Source organism: Streptomyces sp. NPDC002004, from assembly GCF_053593975.1.
Genome location: NZ_JBSFDP010000013.1, coordinates 104,270 through 121,398, shown reverse-complemented (window position 1 = coordinate 121,398; position 17,129 = coordinate 104,270). Strand labels below are relative to the sequence as shown.

Below are 17,129 nucleotides of genomic sequence, written 5' to 3'. Positions count from 1 at the left end.
ACCCGCACCAGCGGTCCCGACGGGGTGATGGCGATGCAGAGCCGCTTCCAGCCCGACCGAAAGCTGACCGCCCGCATGGGCGTCACGATCTTCCTGCTCGGACTTCTCTACGTGGCCTTCGTGGCCGCGCTCATCGTGCTGCTCAAATCCTGGGTGCTCGTGGTGGTGGTCGCCGGAGGCCTGCTGGCGGCGCAGTACTGGTTCTCGGACCGGATCGCGCTCTACGCGATGCACGGCCGCATCGTCTCCCCGGAGGAACAGCCGCATCTGCACGGCCTGGTGGACCGGCTGTGCGCCACCGCGGACATGCCGAAGCCGGAGGTGGCGATCGCGGACATGGAGCTGCCGAACGCCTTCGCGACCGGGCGCAACGCCGACCACGCGGTGATCTGTGTGACCACCGGGCTGATGCGCCGGCTGGAGCCGGAGGAGCTGGAGGGCGTCCTCGCGCACGAGCTGTCGCACATCGCGCACCGGGACGTCGCGGTGATCACCGTCGCGTCCTTCCTGGGCGTGATCGCGGGGCTGATCGTGCGGTTCGCCTTCTACTCGCAGATGTTCCGGGGCCGCCGCGACCAGAACACGCTGGCGGTGATGGGGGCCGTGATGGCCGTGTCGATCGCCGTCTACGCGATCAGCTTCCTGCTGATCAGGGCCCTGTCCCGGTACCGCGAGCTGGCCGCGGACCGCGCCGGGGCGATGCTCACCGGCCGCCCGTCCGCACTGGCCTCCGCGCTGACGAAGCTCACCGGCGACATCGCACGGATCCCCACGCGTGATCTGCGGACCGCGCAGGCGTTCAACGCGTTCTACTTCACGCCGGCGCTCGGCTCCGGCGGCGGCCTGAAGGTGTCGCAGCTGTTCTCCACCCACCCGAGCCTGGAGCAGCGGCTCGCCCAGCTGGCGCGGATCTCGGCGCAGCTCGGCCGGCCGTCGGACCAGCGGAGCTGAGGGACGTATGGGATTTCTGGACACCCTGTTCGGCCGCACCAAGCCGGTCGCACCCGACCTCGACCAGCTGTTCGGGCTGCCCTCGGCGGCCGTCACCCTGGAGGCGGCCGCGGGCTTCACCCCCACGGGGGTCGGCTCGGTGTGCTTCGCCTCGGTGGAGGGCGCGGAGTTCGCGCAGATCGGCAGCGACGTACGGGCTCTGCTGGACGCGGACGCGGAGCGGTCGGGGCCTGCCGTCGAGCCGGTCCGGGACCCGTACGGGTACTCGTGGCTCGTCTCCCGGCGCTCCCCCGACGAACTGCCCGCGCTGGTCGGGGATCTGCACGCGGTCAACACCGCGCTCCAGGACAGCGGATTCGGGCCGCAGCTGCTGTGTTCCCTGGTCGGCTTCGAGGACCGGGACGGGCGACGCCTCGCGCTGGTGTACCTCTACAAGCGGGGCACCTTCTACCCGTTCGCACCCCGGCCCGGTGAGCGCCGCGACAATGCGCTGGAGCTCCAGATCAGGGCGATGCTCGGCGACGACCTGAGGATCGAGCAGGATCTCGCCCGATGGTTCCCCGTCTGGGGGGCACCGGGCATGGAGGGCTGAACCCCTCTCCGCAGCCGGGACGCGCAGCAGCGACCGATGACGGCCGCCGACCGCCGGCGAGCATGTTCTGCGGGCCCGCACGTGATGGTTTCCCGCCCGGTGGGCACCCGGTCCGTGACCCGCCCCGTCCCCGGCCGTGCGGAGGCCGTCGCGCGGGGCCCCTGGCGAGGAGGCCCACATGGGATACGACGAAGCCCGCACGGACGCCGGAGAGCGCGGGAACACCGCGTACGGGCGGAAGCCGTTCAAGCGGTCCACGAGTCACTTCACGGACCGCATCACGGCCGACGGCCGGGACGGCTGGCCGGTCGAGGCCGGACGCTACCGGCTGGTGGTCAGCCGCGCGTGCCCCTGGGCGAGCCGCGCGGTGATCGTGCGACGGCTGCTGGGCCTGGAGGACGCCTTGTCGATGGCGATCGTCGATCCGCTCCAGGACGACCGCAGCTGGCGGTTCACGCTCGATCCGGACGACCGGGACCCGGTACTCGGCATCCGGTTCCTCGGCGAGGCCTACGACGCCCGCGAGTCCGGGTACCCGGGCGGGGTCAGCGTGCCCGCGATCGTCGACGTACCGAGCGGGAAGCTGGTCACGAACGACTACAAGCAGATCACCCTCGACCTCTCGACCGAGTGGCAGGCCCTGCACCGGCCCGGCGCCCCCGACCTGTACCCGGAGCCGCTGCGCGACGAGATCGACCTGCTGATGGCGGGGATCCACCGGGACGTCAACAACGGTGTGTACCGGGCCGGCTTCGCGGTGGGCCAGACCGAGTACGACGAGGCCTACCGCGATGTGTTCCGGCGTCTGGAGCTGCTGTCGGACCACCTCGGCCGGCGGCGCTTTCTGGTCGGGGACACGATCACGGAGGCCGACATCCGGCTGTTCACGACGCTGGTGCGGTTCGACTCCGTGTACCACGGCCACTTCAAGTGCAACCGCTGGAAGATCGCCGAGAACCCGGTGCTGTGGGCGTACGCCCGGGACCTGTACCAGACGCCCGGGTTCGGCGACACGGTCGACTTCGACCACATCAAACGCCACTACCACCTGGTCCACACGGGCATCAATCCGACGGGGATCGTCCCGCTCGGCCCCGACCTGTCGGACTGGCTGACCCCGCATCACCGTGACGAGCTCGGTGGCCGCCCCTTCGGAGACGGAACCTCGCCGGGGCCGGTACCGCCCGGTGAGGAGGTCACGCCGCTCGACCGTGCCTACGGGTGACACCACCACGGCGGCCCGGACTCCCCCATACGCCAGGGCCCTTCAGGTGGCCGCACGGTTGCACGGCGGCACACGGTTGCACCGCCGCACGGGCCGGACGCCGAGGCCCGTGTCACAGGTGGTGGAGCCGCATCTGGAGCTGGGTCTCCTGGTCGCCGGACACCTTGCCCACGTCCTCCACGGCGAAGGCCTCGCCGAGTGCCGTGCGCATCCGTCCGACGGCGCCGTAGCCGCCCTGGACGTCGGCCGTGACCTCGGCGGCCAGGTCGGCGGGGGCCAGGTGCCGCGGCGGGCCCGGCACGTCGCCGTGGGAGACGTCGAAGGTCGCGGACCACACCATGGGGCGCGTCCCCGTGACCTCCTGCGGCCGGTCGTCCGGGGCGCGGTCGCAGGCGAACGCCGTGCGCAGCGCACTGAAGACGGCGTGCGCGTCATCCGTGCTGCACTCGCTCAGCTCCACCAGGACCTCGTCGTGCGGCAGGTCGGGCGCCGACGTCGGATGTGACCGCTCTGTGCTCTCGTTCACCGCTCGCTCCTCTGCACGTCACGCCCCCGTACTGCGTTCCCCTTCCAGGCTCGGCCGTCAGCGGCGCGACGGCGACCCGGGAGACCGCCGGCCTGGGACGGGACGCCCTCGGTGGATCCCCACCGAGTGCGCCGCCCAGGACCCGCGAGTGGCGGGATCACTCCGACGGTCGGATCCTTGGAGGACGCGACAGATCCGTACCGGTGGCGGGGAGAGGCCGACGGCACACCGCCCGACAGCGGTCCCGCACCCCCGGACCTCGGGAGCCTCCCCCGCCACCGTTGCCGTGTGCCCGGCCGTCGCCTCCGGGCGCCGAGCGGACGACCCGTCCATGGCGGAGCGTCACCTCCGGGACGCCGGGCCGCTCGTGCGAGTTCGGTGGCTGCGGAGGGCGGGGCCGCAGACACGGCGGACGGCGTCGCCGAGGACTCACCGGGGCGGAGACGGCATGGCGGGGCCTGCCGCGACCATGCGAGGACGGATTCCCCGCCGGCCGGTCAGCCGTCGTCGCTCAGCGGCAGGCGGGCCGAGATCTCCCCGGTGGCCGGATCGCTGGTGAGCGCGGCGCCGTTGCGGCGCAGGGCCGAGACGGCGGCGCGGTTGGTGTCCGTCGTGTCGGCGACCACGGCCAGGGCGCCGCACCGTGCGGCCTCGTCGACCAGCGCGCGCACCGCGGCCGTACCGATGCCGCGGCCCCGCGCGGACCGGCCCAGCCAGATCCCGGTCTCCAGGACGGCAGGACCGCCCCGCTGGGCCAGACGCGCCGACCCCACGACGACACCGTCGGCCAGAACGGCGTAGGTGGCCTCGTGCCGCGGCCCGTTCAGCCCCGCGGTGCGCTCGCGGTGCCAGGCCAGGAAGGCGTCGCGCCGTGCGGCGGTCCAGCCCGGTGGGCCGGGCACGGGCGGCATGACCTCGCCGGGTTCGGCGTCGGCCACGGCCACGGCCAGCAGGCCCCGGAGCAGTTCCTCGTCGACGGGGCGCAGTTCCACGGCTCCGGGCATCGGGACTCCTCTCCTCAGCGGCGCCGGGCATCGCCGCCGACCGCCCGGCCGCCGGACCGCGGCGCGTCCTGTACCCGACACCCGACGATATCGCCGGACCGGCCGCGGACCGGCTCACCGGTGCGCAGCCCGGGTGCCAGTGCCAGGGTCACCGCGACGGACGTCCCTGCGATCACCTCCATGGCCGCCCCGGGCGGCATCCGCTCGGCCAGCGTGCCCGCGAGCGCGGCGCAGACACCCTGGAGCGTGAGCATGCCGGAGCTGTGAAGCCCGAGGGCGTGGCCGGTCAGCCGGGCCGGGCTCCGTCGGACGTCATCTGAAGGTGCTGCTCGATGCGGGCCTGGTCGGGAGACGGCGAGCGGGCCGGTCGGTGCTCTACTACCGGACGGCCGCGGGGGAGGTTCTGGTGAAGGCGGCGCGGGACGGGTGAGGTCCCGCGACGGGGACGGGTGAGGTGCCGTGCCGCGTGACGCCGGTGCGCGGCGCTCAGGCACGGCGGCGGATGACGCATGCGGGAAGCGCGTGCCGACGGGCCGGTCGCCGATCTGCCTGCCGTGGTCCCAAGAGGCGGACAGAGCGGGGCCCGTGGCGGTGCTGCGGACGCCGGGCATCGCCCGGTGCACGGTGTCGGGCGCGGGTGCCGGGTGTTTCCCGGCGCCCGCGTCGTCGTGGGGCGGGGGCGGCCGCCCGGTGCGGACGGACGGGGTCCCCGGGGTCCTCAGTGATGGACTTCGCGCAGGTAGAGCGCTCCGCAGGTGTGGCAGAACGGGTGCGGCTTGGAGCCGCCCCACTCCGTCGACGCCATTTCGGGCACGTCCTTCTCCAGCTCCCGTCCGCACATCGCTGTCGCTTCCCCCTCACGGACCATGTGCCACCACTTGATCGTCTTCTTGTCGGGCTCGAACTGGGCCCGGATCACATGTTCCATGCCGGTACGTCCTTGTCGGCTCGTGGGGTCCTGCTACTTCCAGGATGGAACAGAGACGACCGCGCAGCCCCGGGACGCGGGCAAACGCGGTAGCCGTGGGCGCGGAGCGCCGCCGCCCGCCCCTCGCATTCCCCGGCGATCTCCGATAACTTAGGCAAGGCTAACCTAACGATGGAGGTCGGGATGGGTGTCCGGTACGACGGAACGACAGCGCCCAGCGCGGCGGAACGCGCCCGCTCGGTGCTCGCCGCGGCATGGTCCTGCACGGTGACCACCGAGGACCGCGAAGAGCACCTGATCGGCGCGCACACCGTCACACCGGACGGCGGACTGCTGTTCCATCTGCCGGAGGACAGCAGGGCGATGGAGGCCGCGTCCACCGCACCGGCCGGCGATCCGACCGCGCTGCTGGAGTTCACGGACGTCGCCCCCGTACCCGTGTGCGACCGGGTCCGTGCCCGCCTGTGGCTGTCGGGACACTTCGTGGCGACCGGCCCGCACGTCGCGTTCCGCCCGGCGCGGGCGGCCCTGCACGACGCGACGGAACGGATCTGCATCGGGTACGCCGAGTTCGCCGAGGCGACGGCCGATCCGTTCGTGCGGGCCGAGGCACGCCTGCTGACCCATCTCGCCGGCGCCCACCCGGACGCGGTCGAACTGCTGACCCGCTGCGTGGACCCGGACCGGCTGCAGGGCGTGGTGCGAGTCCAGCCGCTCGCCCTGGACCGGTACGGCATCACCCTGCGCCTCGAACGACTGCGCGGATTCGGGGATGTTCGCCTGCCTTTCCACGCGCCCGCGGACGACATGACCGAGATCTCGGAGCGGATGCACACCCTGCTGGAGGCGGCCAGGGCGACCGGCCGGCGCCGGTCGGTCCGCCACTGGGCACATCGCGCCCACGACACGCGCTGACCCGGCGGCAGGGACTCGACGGCGCCGGCCCAACGGCTCCGACCCGCGGTATCCATGCGGCGGCATCCGCCTGGCGACATCCACCCGACGACCCAGAGCGCTGTACATCTACACATAAAGGCTGAATAAGAGCAGAATGGACATGCACGCTTCGGAAGCGTGCAGTGGGACTTGCCGAACCGAAGGAGTCGAGTCTCATGGCCGATCTGCACCACAGGGGCGACATAACCAGTCACCCCGACATATCCGAGATGCGGGACAGATACGCCCGGGTACTCGGAGGACGCGATGTGGCGCTCGTCGACGCACCGGTGTTCCTGACCGGTCTGTACTGCGCCATCTCCCCCTGGGTGGTCCACTTCAGCGCCGGTCAGCCCGCGCTCGCCGTCCAGAACTTCATCGTCGGCGTGGCGATAGCCCTCCTCGGCCTCGGTTTCACCACCGCCCCGGCCAGGATGTACGGCCTCAGCTGGGCCATGTGCGCCATCGGCGTATGGATGATCATCTCGCCGTGGGTCGTCGGACGTGCCCCGGACACCGGGGTCATCATCAACAACATCGTCATCGGCGGCCTCACCCTCCTGCTGGGCCTGGTCTGTGCCGGCGCGGCGGAGAAGCACGGCCGCGAGACGTAACAGGCGCACGACCCTCTCGGAGACGAAGCAGCACCGTCGGCCGGTCCGCGAAGAGCGGGCCGGCCGACCGCAGTTCGCCGCACGGAACGCGCACCGGGCGTGGCCGGGGCACGGCCGGGCGGGCCGGGCGGGCCGGGCGGGCGGGCCGGGCGGCAGCAGGCTCGGACGCAGCCGCGACGGGCCGCTCCCCCGCTTCCCGCGGCGCGCCAGCCCGGCTGGCATGCTGAGGGGATGCCAGCCGCTTCGCCGTCACAGCCGGGCCCGCTCACCGACCGGGTCGAGGAACTGCTCGCGGGACCCCGCCCGTTGCCGATCGTCGCCGCCGGGGACCCGGTGCTGCGCAGCCCGGCACCGCCGTACGAGGGACAGCTGGCCCCGGGACTGCTGGTGCGGCTCGTGGCGGCCATGCGCGAGACGATGCACGCGGCGCCCGGCGTGGGGCTTGCGGCGCCGCAGATCGGGCTGCCCCTGCGGATCGCGGTGCTGGAGGACCCCGCGGAGGTCGGGCCCGAGGTGCGGCGGGCGCGCGGCCGTGTCCCCCTGCCGTTCCGGGTGCTCGTCAACCCCTCGTACGCTGCTGCCGGACCCGCGACGGCCGCGTTCTACGAGGGCTGCCTGAGCGTCCCGGGCTGGCAGGCCGTCGTCGTCCGGCACGCACAGGTCCGGCTGCGTGCGACCGACGAACGCGGCACGGAGACCGACGAGCTGGTCACGGGGTGGCCCGCGCGCATCGTGCAGCACGAGACGGACCACCTGAACGGCACGCTGTACGTGGACCGCGCCGAGCTCCGCTCCCTGTCCTCGGACCGGAACCTGAGGGAGCGCTGGTCACAGCCGACCCCCGAGGCGGCTGCAGGTGCCCTGGGCTTCACCCTGCCGCCGGCCCGCTGATCACCCGACGTCCCGCCGTCGCGGCCCGCCGGTCCGGCGTCGGCCCCGTCGCGACCGCGGTACGCCCAGCCGGATCAACCGACCTGCGGTCGGTGCTCCGCGTTCCTACCGTGACTGAATGGCCATCAGATCATTTCACCGCTTGCCGTCCACCCGTACGGTGGCCCTCGCGATCGGGACGGTCCTCGCCGTGTCCGCGCCCGCGGCGGCGGCCGTGCACCGGGAGCCCGAGCCGCCGAAGCCCCGTCCCGCCCTTGCCCGTTCCGAGCTGGACCGGGAGGGGGTCCAGACCCATCCGGCACCCGGCGTGCGCACCCTGCCGAGTGAGCTCTCCGCCCTGTCATGGCTGGTCGCGGACGCCGAAACGGGTGACGTGCTGGCCGCCCACGACGCCCACAAGCCGTTGCCGCCCGCAAGTACCCTCAAGTCGCTGTTCGCGCTCACCGTACTGCCGCGTTTCAACGCCAACACCGAGCACCGGGCCACCTCCGCCGAGCTCGCCGACGTCGGCGAGGGCAGCAGCCTGGTCGGCGTCTCGGCGGGCCATATGTACCAGGTCGCCGACCTGTGGCGCGGGGTGTTCCTCAGCTCCGGCAACGACGCCGTGCACGTACTCGCCGCGATGAACGGCGGAGTCGCATCCACGGTGAAGCAGATGCAGGCCAGGGCCCGTTCGCTGGGCGCCTTGGACACCCATGTGGTGTCCCCCGACGGCTACGACGCGCCGGGCCAGGTGTCGTCGGCGTTCGACCTGGCCGTCTTCGGACGCGAGGGTCTGGCGAACCGCGACTTCGCCCGCTACTGCGGGACGGCGCTCGCCGACTTCCCCGGCGACGGCACGCCGTTCCGGATCGAGAACACCAACCGGCTGCTCAGCGGCGAGGACGGCGTGAAGCGCTATCCCGGTCTGATCGGCATCAAGAACGGCTACACCACCAACGCGGGCAACACCCTGATCGCCGCCGCACGCCACAAGGACCACACGGTGCTCGTGACCGTGATGAACCCCCAGGAGGGCGACGGCTACGAGGTCTACGAGGAGGCCCGCGCCCTCCTTGACTGGGGCTTCAACGCCGCCGGACGGGTACGCCCGGTCGGCTCGCTGGTCCCGCCGACGAGTCTGCTCCCGGCGGCGAGCCAGGGCCCGGCGTCGGCCGTGCACACCTCCGGCCTCGCGGCGTCCGACTCCGACAGCCTCGCCTGGCAGATCGGCCTCGCCGCCGCCGGGCTCTGCGCGATCGCCCTCACGGCCTACGCGGTACGGACGGCCCGCCGGAGGGCGGAACGGGAGGACGGTGAGCCGGGCTGACGGCGCGGGCTCGCACACGCCGTCGTCGGGCCGGCCGGAACCCGGGCCGGGAACGCGGTGCCCGGCCCACGTGGTGGTCCGAATCCCGCCAGCGGGCGGCGGGGCCCGTGTCCAGGATGGAGGACGCCGCGGACGGCGGTGTTCGCGCCGGCCCCGGCCGTCGCGCCCCGCCCCGGCACGTCGTCCCATCGCCCCGTCCTCATCGGGAGGCCCCCATGACCGCCGCCACACTCCCCCCGGCCTCCCGCCGGCCCGGCGGCTCCGTGCACGGGCGGGTCGACGCGGCCGACTGGGCGGCCGTGCGGACGGATCTCGACGTCGGCGGAAGCGCGGACGCCGGGCCGCTGCTGAGCCCGCAGGAGTGCCACGAGGTGGCCGCGCTGTACGACGACGCGGCGCGGTTCCGGTCGACCGTCGACATGGCACGGCACCGGTTCGGCTCCGGCCGGTACCGGTACTTCCGGGAGCCGTTCCCGCAGCTCGTGGGCGAGCTGCGCGCCGCGCTCTACCCACGGCTGCTGCCGATCGCCCGCGACTGGGCGGAGCGGCTGGGGCGGTCCGCCCCGTGGCCCGACGCGCTGGACGAGTGGCTCGCCCGCTGCCACGAGGCCGGCCAGACCCGGCCCACACCGATCCTCCTGCGCTACGGCCCCGGCGACTGGAACGCCCTCCACCGCGATCTGTACGGAGACCTCGTCTTCCCCCTCCAGGTCGTCATCGGGCTCGACGTCCCGGGCACCGACTACACCGGCGGCGAGTTCCTGATGACCGAACAGCGCGCCCGCGCCCAGTCCCGCGGCTTCGCCACCGCGCTGCCGCAGGGCCACGGCATCGTCTTCACGACCCGCGACCGGCCGGTCCGCTCGGCCCGCGGCTGGTCCACGGCACCGATGCGGCACGGGGTGAGCACCGTGCGCTCCGGCCGCCGCCGCACCCTGGGCCTGGTCTTCCACGACGCGGCCTAGGGGGACCGGCAGGTCTTTCCCCAGGGCTCGCTTCCCCGGCGCGATCGGGAGACCCTGGTGACGAGGACCGTCGGGAGGCGAACGGATGGCGGACGTCCATCGGGAAGCCGGACAGGCCGGAGCCGTGAGCGAAAGCGTCCGGCTGACGTCGGCCCGCGGCCGGTGGATCCTGGGCTGCGTCGTCCTCGCCTCCGGCATGGCGATGCTCGACGGCACCGTGGTGAACGTGGCCCTGCCCCGGATTGGCCGCGATCTCGGGACCTCCCTCTCCTCGCTCCAGTGGGTCGTCAACGGCTACATGCTGACGCTGTCGGCCCTGCTCCTGTGGGGCGGCTCCCTGGGCGACCGCATCGGCCGCCGCCGCACCCTGCTGGTGGGTGTGGCCTGGTTCGCCGTCGCCTCCGCCCTGTGCGGCGTCGCACCGAACGCGGGCGCACTGATCGCGGCGCGGGCGCTTCAGGGCGTCGGCGGCGCGCTGCTGACGCCGGGGTCGCTGGCGATCGTGCGGTCCGTCTTCCATCCGGACGACCAGGCGCGCGCCGTCGGCGCATGGTCGGGCCTCACCGGGGTGGCGGGGGCCCTCGGGCCGTTCCTCGGCGGCTGGTTGATCGACGGGCCGGGGTGGCGCTGGATCTTCCTGATCAACGTGCCGATCGCGGCGGTGGTGCTGGCGATCGCGCTGCGTCACGTGCCGGAGAGCCGGGACCCGGCTGCGGCGGGACGCCGGTTCGACTTCCTGGGCGGGGTGCTGGCCGCGCTCTCCCTGGCCGGTGTGAGCTATGCCCTGATCGAAGCGTCGGGCGGCGCGTCGGTGGCCGCGATCGCGGTGTCCGGGCTGGCCGGGCTGGCGTGCGGGTGCGCCTTCGTCCTCGTCGAGCGGGTGCGGGCGGAGCCGATGCTGCCGCCCTCGCTGTTCCGCTCCCGCCTGTTCAGCGCGACCAACGGCATGACGCTGTTCCTGTACTCGGGCATCGGCGGCATCCTCTTCCTGCTGCCGGTCCAGTTGCAGACGACGCTCGGGTACGACGCCCTTCAGTCCGGCACGGCGACACTGCCGCTGACCGTGCTGATGCTGCTGCTGTCGGCGCGGGCCGGTGACCTCGCACGCCGGGTGGGCCCCACCCTGCCGCTGGTCACGGGCCCGCTGGTCGCGGCGGTCGGGGTGCTGCTGATGATGCGGGTGCGGCCCGGGGCGTCGTACGTCACCGACGTGCTGCCCGCCGTCGTGGTCCTCGGTCTCGGCATGAGCCTCTTCGTCGCCCCGCTCACCGCGACGGTCCTGGCGTCCGTGGAGCCGAGCCGCGCCGGACTGGCGAGCGGCGTCAACAACACGGCGGCCCGGGTCGCCCAACTCCTCGTGGTCGCCGCCCTGCCCCTGGTGGTGGGGCTGTCGGGAGACGCCTACACCTCCCCCGCCGCCGTCGACGCGTCCTTCCACCGCGCGGTCGTCGTCTGCAGCGGCCTCTTCGCCCTGGGTGCGGCGACCGCGCTGGTCTTCATCCGCCCGGTGGCCCTGCGCCCCCGCCTCGAGCGGGCCCCCGAACCACGGTGCCGCTCGTGCCTGGGCGTATCGTCGCCACCGCTGGAGCCGGGCCAGTGCGGGCGGCCGAGAACCGGCGGGTCCGGACCGCCGAAGCCGTGAAGCGGGCCCGGTGACCTCGTGGGCCCTGCCCGGCATGGGCGGCATGATCCTGGGCAGGCGCGCAGGATCATCCACGATCCAACGGCAACAGGACATTCATGGGACAGCCCGAAGCAGCCGTACACGAGCACCTGTCGGCAGGCCGGGAGCACACCACCGGAACGGAGCGGCAGAAGGCGCCGCGGGACCCGTACTTCGACAATGCGAAGTACCTCACCATCGTGCTCGTCGCCTGCGGACACGCCTGGGAGCCCCTCACCTACGGCAGCCGGACCGCCACCGCGCTCTATCTGCTGGTCTACGCCTTCCACATGCCGGCGTTCGCCCTGGTCTCCGGTTATTTCTCACGCGGGTTCGATCTGCGGCCGCGGCAGGCGAGACGGCTCCTCGGCAGTGTGGTCGTGCCCTACGTCCTGTTCGAAGTGGCGTACACGGAGTTCTACCGCCTGACCCAGAACGATCCGGGCTATCCCATCAGCCTGCTGGACCCGTGGTATCTGATGTGGTTCCTGGTCGCCCTGTTCGTGTGGCGGCTCACCGCGCCCGTCTGGGAGGTGCTGCGCCACCCGGTGCCGGTCGCACTCGCCGTCGCCACATTCGCCTCCGTGTCGCCGGAGACGGGCGGGGACCTGGCGCTCCAACGCGTCCTCGCCTTCCTGCCGTTCTTCGTCGTCGGACTCACCCTGCGGCCGGAACACTTCACCCGGCTGCGCACGCCTCGCGCCCGGTGGGCGGCGCTGCCGGTCCTGGCCGGCGCGCTCGCGGCCGCGTACTGGGCGGCGCCGTGGGCCGATTCGGGCTGGCTGTACCACCGGGGCAGCGTCACCGGGCTCGGCGCGCCGGGCTGGGCGGGCTTCATCAGCACCCCGCTGCTGTTCGGCCTCGCCCTGGTGCTGTCCGCGTGCTTCCTGGCGTGGGTGCCGGGCCGGGCGCACTGGTTCACCTCGCTGGGCACGGGAACGCTGTACGCGTATCTGCTGCACGGCTTCCTCATCAAGTCGGCGCGCTTCTGGGGCTGGTACGACCATCCGTGGCTGCATACGCCGTTCGGTGAGGTCGCCGTGACGGCCACCGCGGTGGGCGTGATCACCGTGCTGTGCACACCGCCGGTGCGGCGGGTGTTCCGCCCGCTCGTGGAACCGCGGCTGTCGTGGGCGTTCCGCAAGCCCGAGGAGGCCCCGCGGCAGCCCTGACGCGGGGACGGCCGTCCTAGGGTGGGGCCGTGCGCGCTCTCGCTGCCCAGGCCCTGTTGCCGGTGAACGCGGCCCTTGCCGTGGCACTCGTGGTGCTGCTGCTGATCGCCGTGGTGACGACGGCGGTGTTCCGGCTGTCCCCGGACGGCTCGTACCGCAGGGCCCGCGACCAGGCCCTCGCGGGCGTGCGTGCGGCGGCACAGCTCGGTGCGGTGTCGCTGGTGATCGGCTGGGTGGTGCACCACACGGCGGCCCTGTTCGGGTTCCTCGTCCTGATGTGCGCCGTCGCCGCGCGCACCGCGGGCCGGCGCATCACGCACAACCGCAGCTGGGCGTGGGCGGCGGTCCCGGTCGTCGCCCCGGTCGTGCCGGTGGTGGCGGGACTGACGCTCGCCGGTCTGCTTCCGGTGCGCGGCATCGCGATGATCCCGGTGACCGGCATCCTGATCGGCGGCGCGCTGACCGCGACGGTCCTCGCGGGGCGCCGCGGGCTCGACGAACTCCGCCTGCGCCACGGCGAGACCGAGGCGGCGCTCGCGCTCGGGTTCCTGGACCGGGACGCCCGTATGGAGGTTGCGCGCCCCGCGGCCTCGGACGCCCTGCTGCCGGGTCTCGACCAGACCCGCACCGTCGGTCTGGTCACGCTGCCCGGCGCCTTCGTGGGCATGCTGCTGGGCGGGGCGTCGCCCCTGCTTGCCGGTGCGGTCCAACTCTTCGTGCTGATCGCCCTGATGGCGGTGCAGGCGATGGCGGTGGCGACGACGGTGGAGCTGGTCGCGCGGGGGCTGCTGCACCGCGGGGACCCGCGTGCCGCGGGCTCTGCCGACCACGATCGGTGAGCATGCCGCCGGCGGGCGGGTGCCCGGGACGGGAACCGACGCGTCCGCGGAGCCGTCGTTGAGACGTACCGAACGCACCATTGCCGGGAGGGGAGTCGCGCCGTGGGAAACACCGCCGTACGCGTCGACGGGAACAGTCTGCTGCTGCCGGGCGGGGTGAGGGTCCGTTTCATCCGGACGCTGCGCCTGCCGGAGACGGGAACCCATCCGCTGCCGCCGGGGCTCGGCGAGTTCCCGGTGCGGCGGGTCGAGGACCACGCGGACACGGTGCCCGCCGCCTGGCGGGCACGCGGCGGCGTGATGCTGCCCGTGTATCTGCGGGAGGCGATGTGGCTGAGCTTCGCCGGGACGGTCGACCCGGCGGCTCTCCAGGTCGGCGTGGGCAAGGTGTGCGCCGTGTCCGGGAAGCCCTGGAGCGACCGGCTGTCCCGCGACCCGCAGAACTACGTCGTACTACCGCGCCAGCCGTGGCTCGACGGCATCAACTCCGGGAAGGGGACGGTCCGTCAGTTCGTGGCCGTGCCGCTCGGGATGGGCGCCACCGTGGAGGGCCAGGTCACCGGCGAGGAGACCTGGGGCGGGGTGCAGCTGCAGTCGTTCCCGCTGTCCGGCGGTGCGCTGGCGGCGTGGCGCGAGGAGCAGCGGCGGGCGGCCGAGGCGGCGCGGACGGCGGCGCCCCCGCCGACTGCGGGGTTCGGGGCGATGGCACCGATGAGCGCCCCGGCCGGGCCGGTGCCGCCGCCCATGGCCGCAGCTCCCGCCGCGCCTTCGGGTGGGGTGCCGCGTGCCGCGGCCGCCATGGGCCTCGGTGTGGGCGGCTCGATGCGGCAGGAGGTGTACCGGGACGACCGCCCGGCGTCGGACTGGGCGGCGGAGCCCTCCGGCCGGGTGTTCGTGCACCTCGTGACGCCGCCGGAGTGGCGGCGCATCACGGGTGAGGCGGCCCCGCCGTCGCCGGTCGACCGTGCCGCGTACACCCGGGCCGGTCTGCCGTGGTTCGACTACTACGACGCGGACGCCGCCGATCTCCCGCCGACCGGGACGCTCGGCGGGGTGCGGCCGGTGGGCGACTGGCTGGGCGACGACCACGAGCCCTGGCAGCCGCCGGCCCCGCACCAGGTGCAGCCCCTCGCGGACGCCCCGGGCAAGCCGGTGTCCGACGGGGAGTGGTGAGGTTCCGCCGGAGACCTCACGGGGCGCCCCGGGATTCCCGGGCGCGCCCCGCCGTCGTGTCAGCCGAGCAGCTTGACGATCGCGTCGGCGGTGTCGGTCTCGCCGAGCCGCGGGAAGATCTTCTCCACGCTGTTGCGGTGGGCGTCCGCGTCGGTGTCGGTGATCGCGTCGGTCACCACGGTGACGTTGTAGCCGTGCTCGTGGGCCGAGCGGGCCGTCGACTCGACGCCGATGCTGGTGGAGATTCCGGTCAGGACGATCTGGGTGACCCCGCGGCGGCGCAGCTGGAGGTCGAGGTCGGTGCCGTGGAAGGCGCCCCACTGCCGCTTGGTGACGACGATGTCGCCGTCCTGACGGCCGAGCCGCGGGTCGAGGTCGGCCCAGTCCTGCGGCAGGGAGCCGAGCGAGGAGGGGCCCCTCTCGGTGCGGCCGGGCGCGCCGTCGGTGACATGGACGAGGACCACCGGCAGCCCCTTGGCGCGGAAGGCCTCGGCCAGCGTCACGGAACGCTCCACGACGTCGTCGGCCGGGTGCATGGTGGGCAGGCTCGTGATGCCCTTCTGCAGGTCGATCACGACGAGCGCGGTCCTGGGGTCGAGCGTGGTGGCGGGCATGGGGTGCTCCGTTTCTGTGAGGAGTCCTCGGCGGCACCGCGACGTGCCGTGGACGTTCGTGGGGTGGATCGTGGGCCGGTCCGGTGGGGCCTCGGAGGTCTCCGCGGTGCGTCCTGGGCGGGCTCGGGTGTGCGGCCCGGACGGTAGGCGTGGTGTCGGTTTCGGTCCCTCCGGTGCGTCCCGGGTGTGGTCCGTGGGGAGTTCCGGATCCCTTCAGGGCCGTCGGCGCAGGGCCCGGTCGGTGACCGTGAGGACGACGAGCAGGACGCCGAGGACCGCGGACGCCGCCGCCATCAGATGCAGGCCGGCGTCGGTGACGCGCTGCCCGTAGGCGAGGGCGATCAGGCTCGACGCGGTGATCGCGCCGATGTACTGGGCGGTGCGCTGGAGTCCGGCGGCGGATCCGATGTCGTCGGGCGGCGCGTACTGCTGGACGGCGGCCTGGTTGCTGGTGCCCATCAGGCCCTGCGGCGCGCCGAAGCAGGCCCCGGCGAGCAGCAGTACGGACAGCGGCGTGGCGCCGGACACGCACATCAGCATCCCGGCGCCGGCCGCGAGCAGCACGCATGCGACCACGAGCGGCGCCCGGATCCCCCGGGTGCGTGCCCCGAGGAGCGAGCACACCAGCGCCGCGAGCGACATCGGCAGCATCAGCAGTCCGGTGTGCCCGGGCGAGAAGCCGCGCCCCGCCTCCAGCCACTGCGTGTAGCCGTACATCACGCAGTAGATGAGCAGATAGCCGAGCCCGTGCCGCAGATACGTACGGGCCAGCGGGCCGTTGCCCGCGAGCATCCGCAGGTCTATGAACGGCGTGCGGCACCGCAGTTCCCAGCGGACCAGCGCTGCCGTGAGGACGGCGCAGGGCGCGAGCAGCCACCAGGCCGGGTGGGTCAGGTCGAGCAGGAAGAAGACGAGGAGGGTCAGGGCCGTCGCGAACAGCGCGATGCCGAGCGGATCGAGCCCGGGCACGGCGCCGTTCCGTTCGGGCTGCCGCGTGCGCGGCGGGTCGGCGGGGATCCAGAGCACGGCGCAGACCAGCGCGATCAGCGACACCGGGACATTGACGGCGAAGATGCCTCGCCAGCCGACGGCCATGACCAGCAGCCCACCGAGGGTGGGACCGACCGCGGCGCTGCCGAGCGCCGCGAAGGACAGCCGCGCGAGGACCGTGCGCGGTGCGGCACGCCCGACCCGCCGCGCCTCGTCGCGCAGCACCGACATGGCGGCCGGATACGCCGCTGACGTGCCGATCCCGAGCAGCAGCCGGGACACGACGAGCCATCCGAATGCCGGGGCCGCGGCACCGACCAGGCCGGAGGCGAGGACGACGAGCAGGCCCGCGAGGAACACCCGCCGGGGACCGTACGCGTCGGCGAGCCTGCCGAGTACGGGCTGGGCGACGGCGCTGGCGAGGTAGAGCACGGAGATGAGCCATACGGTGTCGGCCGCGCCGGTCCCGAAGTGATGTCCGATCGCCACCAGAGCGGTGGAGATCATGGTCGTGTTCAGGGGGTTGAGCAGTGAGCCGAGGAGCAGCGGGGCGGTCAGTCTGGCGCTGAATCCCGGGCGGGAGGACGGCTCGGACCGGGTGTCTCGGCCGGTTTCGGGACCGGTGTCGGTGCCGCCGGCGGCGGTCTGCGGCGGCTCGGCGGACCCCGCGGTGTCCGGGCCCGTCACCGGAGCCCCGGACAGCTCGGCCGGCCCGGACGGCACGACCGGTCCGGCCG

18 protein-coding genes and 1 pseudogene are annotated in these 17,129 nt (G+C 73.5%); 13 read left to right on the top strand and 6 right to left on the bottom strand.

All coding sequences use genetic code 11. The annotated features are described in order from the left end of the window. The first annotated feature begins 33 nt into the window (after positions 1 to 33). From htpX to ACWCP6_RS21115, 3 genes are all read left to right on the top strand, one after another. Positions 34 to 951, top strand: coding sequence for a zinc metalloprotease HtpX (gene htpX, locus ACWCP6_RS21125; RefSeq protein ID WP_450934086.1), 918 nt, complete (start codon positions 34 to 36; stop codon positions 949 to 951). A 7-nt stretch (positions 952 to 958) separates the two neighbouring features. Then, positions 959 to 1,543, top strand: coding sequence for a PspA-associated protein PspAB (gene pspAB, locus ACWCP6_RS21120; RefSeq protein WP_450934001.1), 585 nt, complete (start codon positions 959 to 961; stop codon positions 1,541 to 1,543). Between the two features lie 178 nt (positions 1,544 to 1,721). After that, positions 1,722 to 2,768, top strand: a complete 1,047-nt coding sequence (locus ACWCP6_RS21115) for a glutathione S-transferase family protein (protein WP_450934000.1) — start codon at positions 1,722 to 1,724, stop codon at positions 2,766 to 2,768. A 112-nt stretch (positions 2,769 to 2,880) separates the two neighbouring features. Here ACWCP6_RS21115 and ACWCP6_RS21110 read toward each other — a convergent pair whose 3' ends face one another. The 3 genes from ACWCP6_RS21110 to ACWCP6_RS21100 form a co-directional block, all read right to left on the bottom strand. Then, complete coding sequence (locus ACWCP6_RS21110; RefSeq protein ID WP_450933999.1) at positions 2,881 to 3,294, bottom strand: hypothetical protein; 414 nt, start codon at positions 3,292 to 3,294, stop codon at positions 2,881 to 2,883. A gap of 497 nt (positions 3,295 to 3,791) precedes the next feature. Further along, positions 3,792 to 4,298, bottom strand: a complete 507-nt coding sequence (locus tag ACWCP6_RS21105; RefSeq protein ID WP_450933998.1) for a GNAT family N-acetyltransferase — start codon at positions 4,296 to 4,298, stop codon at positions 3,792 to 3,794. Positions 4,299 to 4,312: 14 nt separating this feature from the next. Next, complete coding sequence (locus ACWCP6_RS21100; RefSeq protein WP_450933997.1) at positions 4,313 to 4,552, bottom strand: hypothetical protein; 240 nt, start codon at positions 4,550 to 4,552, stop codon at positions 4,313 to 4,315. Between the two features lie 38 nt (positions 4,553 to 4,590). Here ACWCP6_RS21100 and ACWCP6_RS21095 point away from each other — a divergent pair. Then, positions 4,591 to 4,728 (top strand): annotated as a pseudogene (locus ACWCP6_RS21095) (transcriptional regulator); the annotation flags it as partial. 288 nt (positions 4,729 to 5,016) lie between these two features. On the opposite strand, the gene ACWCP6_RS21090 reads toward ACWCP6_RS21095, so the two are convergent. After that, a complete protein-coding gene (locus ACWCP6_RS21090) occupies positions 5,017 to 5,226 on the bottom strand; it encodes a hypothetical protein (RefSeq protein WP_450933996.1) in 210 nt (69 codons plus the stop codon). Positions 5,227 to 5,409: 183 nt separating this feature from the next. Here ACWCP6_RS21090 and ACWCP6_RS21085 point away from each other — a divergent pair, with 183 nt between their 5' ends. The 9 genes from ACWCP6_RS21085 (at position 5,410) to ACWCP6_RS21045 (ending at position 14,788) form a co-directional block, all read left to right on the top strand. Beyond that, positions 5,410 to 6,141 (top strand): DUF2470 domain-containing protein, encoded by a 732-nt coding sequence (locus tag ACWCP6_RS21085; protein WP_450933995.1) that lies wholly within the window; start codon positions 5,410 to 5,412, stop codon positions 6,139 to 6,141. 197 nt (positions 6,142 to 6,338) lie between these two features. Next, positions 6,339 to 6,776 (top strand): SPW repeat protein, encoded by a 438-nt coding sequence (locus ACWCP6_RS21080; protein ID WP_450933994.1) that lies wholly within the window; start codon positions 6,339 to 6,341, stop codon positions 6,774 to 6,776. Between the two features lie 231 nt (positions 6,777 to 7,007). Then, positions 7,008 to 7,667 carry a peptide deformylase gene (locus tag ACWCP6_RS21075; RefSeq protein ID WP_450933993.1) on the top strand — a complete coding sequence of 220 codons (660 nt, stop codon included), beginning with the start codon at positions 7,008 to 7,010 and terminating at the stop codon, positions 7,665 to 7,667. 142 nt (positions 7,668 to 7,809) lie between these two features. Further along, positions 7,810 to 8,976: a D-alanyl-D-alanine carboxypeptidase family protein gene (locus ACWCP6_RS21070; RefSeq protein WP_450933992.1), complete on the top strand. Its 1,167-nt coding sequence runs from the start codon at positions 7,810 to 7,812 to the stop codon at positions 8,974 to 8,976. 215 nt (positions 8,977 to 9,191) lie between these two features. Beyond that, a complete protein-coding gene (locus ACWCP6_RS21065; protein WP_450933991.1) occupies positions 9,192 to 9,941 on the top strand; it encodes a 2OG-Fe(II) oxygenase in 750 nt (249 codons plus the stop codon). A gap of 85 nt (positions 9,942 to 10,026) precedes the next feature. After that, complete coding sequence (locus ACWCP6_RS21060; protein ID WP_450933990.1) at positions 10,027 to 11,583, top strand: MFS transporter; 1,557 nt, start codon at positions 10,027 to 10,029, stop codon at positions 11,581 to 11,583. 98 nt (positions 11,584 to 11,681) lie between these two features. Then, positions 11,682 to 12,776, top strand: a complete 1,095-nt coding sequence (locus ACWCP6_RS21055) for an acyltransferase family protein (protein WP_450933989.1) — start codon at positions 11,682 to 11,684, stop codon at positions 12,774 to 12,776. A 29-nt stretch (positions 12,777 to 12,805) separates the two neighbouring features. Then, a complete protein-coding gene (locus ACWCP6_RS21050) occupies positions 12,806 to 13,615 on the top strand; it encodes an ABC transporter permease (protein WP_450933988.1) in 810 nt (269 codons plus the stop codon). A gap of 102 nt (positions 13,616 to 13,717) precedes the next feature. After that, entirely contained in the window at positions 13,718 to 14,788 is a 1,071-nt protein-coding gene (locus tag ACWCP6_RS21045; RefSeq protein WP_450933987.1) for a hypothetical protein, read from the top strand. 59 nt (positions 14,789 to 14,847) lie between these two features. Here ACWCP6_RS21045 and ACWCP6_RS21040 read toward each other — a convergent pair whose 3' ends face one another. Together ACWCP6_RS21040 and ACWCP6_RS21035 are read right to left on the bottom strand one after the other, a co-directional pair. Then, positions 14,848 to 15,402, bottom strand: coding sequence for an isochorismatase family protein (locus tag ACWCP6_RS21040; RefSeq protein WP_450933986.1), 555 nt, complete (start codon positions 15,400 to 15,402; stop codon positions 14,848 to 14,850). A 213-nt stretch (positions 15,403 to 15,615) separates the two neighbouring features. Then, the gene (locus ACWCP6_RS21035) at positions 15,616 to 17,079 is read right to left on the bottom strand and encodes an MFS transporter (RefSeq protein ID WP_450934085.1); all 1,464 of its coding nucleotides are present in this window, start codon (positions 17,077 to 17,079) and stop codon (positions 15,616 to 15,618) included. Positions 17,080 to 17,129 lie beyond the last annotated feature (50 nt).

Bases quoted from the DNA above. Each gene is read 5' to 3' on its own strand.
- ACWCP6_RS21060 (WP_450933990.1), top strand. From the start codon at position 10,027: ATGGCGGACGTCCATCGGGAAGCCGGACAGGCCGGAGCCGTGAGCGAA.
- pspAB (WP_450934001.1), top strand. From the start codon at position 959: ATGGGATTTCTGGACACCCTGTTCGGCCGCACCAAGCCGGTCGCACCC.
- ACWCP6_RS21040 (WP_450933986.1), bottom strand. From the start codon at position 15,402: ATGCCCGCCACCACGCTCGACCCCAGGACCGCGCTCGTCGTGATCGAC.
- ACWCP6_RS21115 (WP_450934000.1), top strand. From the start codon at position 1,722: ATGGGATACGACGAAGCCCGCACGGACGCCGGAGAGCGCGGGAACACC.
- ACWCP6_RS21090 (WP_450933996.1), bottom strand. From the start codon at position 5,226: ATGGAACATGTGATCCGGGCCCAGTTCGAGCCCGACAAGAAGACGATC.
- ACWCP6_RS21065 (WP_450933991.1), top strand. From the start codon at position 9,192: ATGACCGCCGCCACACTCCCCCCGGCCTCCCGCCGGCCCGGCGGCTCC.
- ACWCP6_RS21100 (WP_450933997.1), bottom strand. From the start codon at position 4,552: ATGCTCACGCTCCAGGGTGTCTGCGCCGCGCTCGCGGGCACGCTGGCC.
- ACWCP6_RS21085 (WP_450933995.1), top strand. From the start codon at position 5,410: ATGGGTGTCCGGTACGACGGAACGACAGCGCCCAGCGCGGCGGAACGC.
- ACWCP6_RS21105 (WP_450933998.1), bottom strand. From the start codon at position 4,298: ATGCCCGGAGCCGTGGAACTGCGCCCCGTCGACGAGGAACTGCTCCGG.
- ACWCP6_RS21055 (WP_450933989.1), top strand. From the start codon at position 11,682: ATGGGACAGCCCGAAGCAGCCGTACACGAGCACCTGTCGGCAGGCCGG.
- htpX (WP_450934086.1), top strand. From the start codon at position 34: ATGCAGAGCCGCTTCCAGCCCGACCGAAAGCTGACCGCCCGCATGGGC.
- ACWCP6_RS21075 (WP_450933993.1), top strand. From the start codon at position 7,008: ATGCCAGCCGCTTCGCCGTCACAGCCGGGCCCGCTCACCGACCGGGTC.
- ACWCP6_RS21080 (WP_450933994.1), top strand. From the start codon at position 6,339: ATGGCCGATCTGCACCACAGGGGCGACATAACCAGTCACCCCGACATA.